This window comes from Rahnella sp. AN3-3W3, assembly GCF_003263545.1.
In the GTDB taxonomy this organism is placed as follows: domain Bacteria; phylum Pseudomonadota; class Gammaproteobacteria; order Enterobacterales; family Enterobacteriaceae; genus Rahnella; species Rahnella variigena.
The window spans coordinates 1-3,111 of the sequence record NZ_JYDG01000145.1; the positions used below are offsets into that span (position 1 = coordinate 1).

Annotated in this window: 2 protein-coding genes and 1 pseudogene; 1 reads left to right on the plus strand and 2 read right to left on the minus strand. The window is 52.6% G+C overall.

Going from position 1 to position 3,111, the window contains the following annotated elements; all coding sequences use genetic code 11:
* Positions 1–519: 519 nt before the first annotated feature.
* Positions 520–1,143: pseudogene (locus UC15_RS25410) on the minus strand (LysR family transcriptional regulator); the annotation flags it as partial.
* 23 nt (positions 1,144–1,166) lie between these two features.
* Positions 1,167–2,585 carry a PLP-dependent aminotransferase family protein gene (locus UC15_RS25415; protein WP_112291991.1) on the minus strand — a complete coding sequence of 473 codons (1,419 nt, stop codon included), beginning with the start codon at positions 2,583–2,585 and terminating at the stop codon, positions 1,167–1,169.
* Positions 2,586–2,753: 168 nt separating this feature from the next.
* Here UC15_RS25415 and UC15_RS25420 point away from each other — a divergent pair, with 168 nt between their 5' ends.
* The gene (locus UC15_RS25420; protein ID WP_112291992.1) at positions 2,754–3,026 is read left to right on the plus strand and encodes a DUF1127 domain-containing protein; all 273 of its coding nucleotides are present in this window, start codon (positions 2,754–2,756) and stop codon (positions 3,024–3,026) included.
* Positions 3,027–3,111: the final 85 nt, after the last annotated feature.

The following is a 3,111-nucleotide window of genomic DNA, read 5'->3' on the forward strand; positions in this document are numbered from 1 at the left end:
GATCATTCCTGAAATCTGATACAGAATTCGGGCAACTCCCTCCATTTCGCACGGAAAAGGGCAAATCTCGATCTGCTCCCTTACCTGCGAAGGGGAGGGCTGGGTTGGGGTATTAAAGCGAATTAATAAGTTGAAGTTTGCTCAAACCAGGTGTTAGCCCTTAAAACCCCCTCCCATCCTCCCCCTTCGCAGGGTGAGGAGCAAAAAGCTAAATCCGGCATTGCCCGTTCACTGTCTTACAGGTAGCCGCGTGCAACTCACTGCAAACCATAAAAACTCTCTGGAAGCAGTATCTCATCCCAGCATTTTGCCCATTTTCTATGTGTGGATATCCAGTTATTGTCTGCTCGCTGCGGCAAAATCCGCAGTCGGGTGTAGGAACCTGAACCCTCATGGCGGAAGTTTATATTTCGCCATCGCTTTGTATTACCTGAAAATAACGAATTATTATCGTATATTATTGGTAACTCGGGCGGGGCAGCTTTAGGGCTGGTCGGAGAGGGTAACCGATATTCCTACCCAGTCGTGCCAGCCGGTCCATTCGCGCTGCGGGTCATCCTGTATAAGCAAGGTTTGTTCGAGTAAATCGGCGGCGCTGGCATCAGGCGGCAGGCGTTTGAGAAATTCCGGTGAACACATCGGATAGCACACTTCATCGAACAACGCCTGTACGTGATAACCAGGCGGCGGCTCGCGCAGATAGAAGATAGCCAGATCGAATTCTGATGACTTGAGATCAGAAAAGCTGTCGGAAATCTTCATGCGGATTTGCAGATCCGGCAGAAGCTGGCGTAAAGACGAGAGACGGGATGAAAGCCACAGACCACTCATGGCGCTGGTGCAGGCCAGCGTGACCTGCGGCAAACCGTTCCAGCCCATCACCTCAGCGGTGGATTGTGAAATATCCCCCAGCAGCTTTCGCACCTGCTGTGCATAGGTTTCCCCGCGCGGTGTCAGCGTGGTTTTGCGCTGGGCACGCTGGAAAAGCTTACAACCCAGCATTTCTTCCAGCTGGATAATCTGCCGGCTGATGGCGCTTTGGGTGAGATTTAGCTCGTCCGCTGCCCTTGAAAAACTGCAATAACGCGCCACGCATTCAAATGCCACCAGCGTGTTGAGTGGCGGTAACGGTTCTATCTGCACGGTAAAGTCTCTCCGGATGGCGTTTAGCAGTTTTCCAGCATCTGTGAAATGGTCAGGCCAACCTGCTGAACGGCGCGCTCAGTTTTCGCCGTCAGCGTCTGGGCATAGTTGATGCGCAGACAATTGCGATATTTGCCTGAGGCAGAGAATATCGAACCGATGGCGATTTGCACTAAATGTTCTTCCAGCAGCCGGTTCAGGCGCTGCGTATCCACGCGTTCGTCAAGTTCGATCCACAACAGAAATCCTCCCTGCGGACGGCTGACACGCGTGCCACATGGGAAATATTTCATCACCCAGTCAGTCATGGTACACAGGTTGCGCTGGTACTGATTACGCATGCGGCGCATGTGTTGCAGATAATGCCCCTGTTTGATGAAATCCGCGATGGCGATTTGCGGCAGCGTGGCTGATGCGCCGGTGGTGATGTATTTCATGTGCAGGGCGCGGTCATGATAACGGCCCGGCGCAATCCAGCCGACGCGCAAACCGGGCGCCAGCGTTTTGGAAAACGAACTGCACAGCAGCACGCGGCCATCTTCATCAAACGAGGTAATGGTCGCCGGGCGCGGATACTGATAGGCCAGTTCACCGTAAACATCGTCTTCAATAATCGCGATATCGTAGCGTTGCGCCAGACGCAACAGGCTTTTTTTACGGTCATCCGGCATGTTATAACCGAGCGGATTATTACAGTTGGGCGTCAGCTGTATGGCTTTAATCGGCCACTGCTCCAGCGCCATCTCCAGTGCTTCCAGACTGATTCCGGTAACCGGATCGGTAGGGATTTCCAGCGCTTTCATGCCAAAGCCTTTCAGAGTCTGCATTGCGCCGTGAAAACTCGGGGAGTCCACCGCCACGATATCGCCGTGTTCACATACTGAACGGATGGCGATAGACAGGGCTTCATGACAACCGGTGGTGATCAGTATGTTGCTGGCATCCATATGGCTGCCGCTGTCAATCATCAGACGGGCGATCTGTTCACGTAAGTCTTCGGAGCCATAAATACTGTCGTAATGAAACGCGCTCAGATTCTGATGCTGTCCGGCGCGCCCCATCAGACGGCTGAGAGGTTTGAGCGTGGCGGCAGTGACATCCGGCGAGCCGCGGCCTAACTGAATCACACCGGGACGATGCGGAGAGGTAATCAGCTCCAGTACCTGATCCCACTGGGAAATATCCACCGGACGTTGCGTCGGGCGGCATACCGCAGGAAGAGCAGCCTGAATGCGGGCATCCTTGACGAAGTAACCCGATTTCGGGCGGGCTTCCACCAGCTGTTTTTCTTCCAGCACCCGGTACGCCTGCTGAACTGTACTGACGCTGACGCCATGTTCACTACTTAACACCCGCACTGAAGGCAGACGGATACCTGCCGGATACAGCCCCTGTTCAATGCGATCACTCAGGACATTTGCCAGATTTTCGTAACGATTCATTATCTTTTCCTCAACGCCTGCGCAAAGAAAGCAGTACAGATGAACACAATCTATCGCTGAATCTGTCATTAGATCCAGATCTGTATGGTTGAAATACAAAAAAACTGAATCTGTAATGTTTTTGCCCGTTGTTAGATCCTGATGTCAGGTCGTCAACGGGAGCAGAATATGAAAAATATCATTGAAGAACGGCAGTTTGCCGGTTGTGAGACAAGGGTTTGTGCAGATATCGCGGTGCATGAAAGTGCAGTACAGATGCCGGTGAGAAAGGTCGGTTGGCTAAAACAGGTGTTTGCAGTGGTACATGGCTGGAATGAGCGCCGCGTCAGCCGCAAGATTTTGCATTCGCTGAGTGCGGATCAACTGAAGGATATCGGACTGGCGAAATCGGACATCGACAGGGAGTATCCGAAAGCCATATGGCCGAACTGGCCGAAGTGATTTTGCTCCCACCCCTGCGAAGGGGAGGGCCGGGGTGGGGTATTAAGGTCAAAAAAAAATAAGCTGAAGTTTTCTCCAACTTCTT

What these genes read in the sequence shown, in the direction of transcription:
- UC15_RS25415 (WP_112291991.1), bottom strand. Translation starts at nt 2,585, where the DNA reads ATGAATCGTTACGAAAATCTGGCAAATGTCCTGAGTGATCGCATTGAA.
- UC15_RS25420 (WP_112291992.1), top strand. Translation starts at nt 2,754, where the DNA reads ATGAAAAATATCATTGAAGAACGGCAGTTTGCCGGTTGTGAGACAAGG.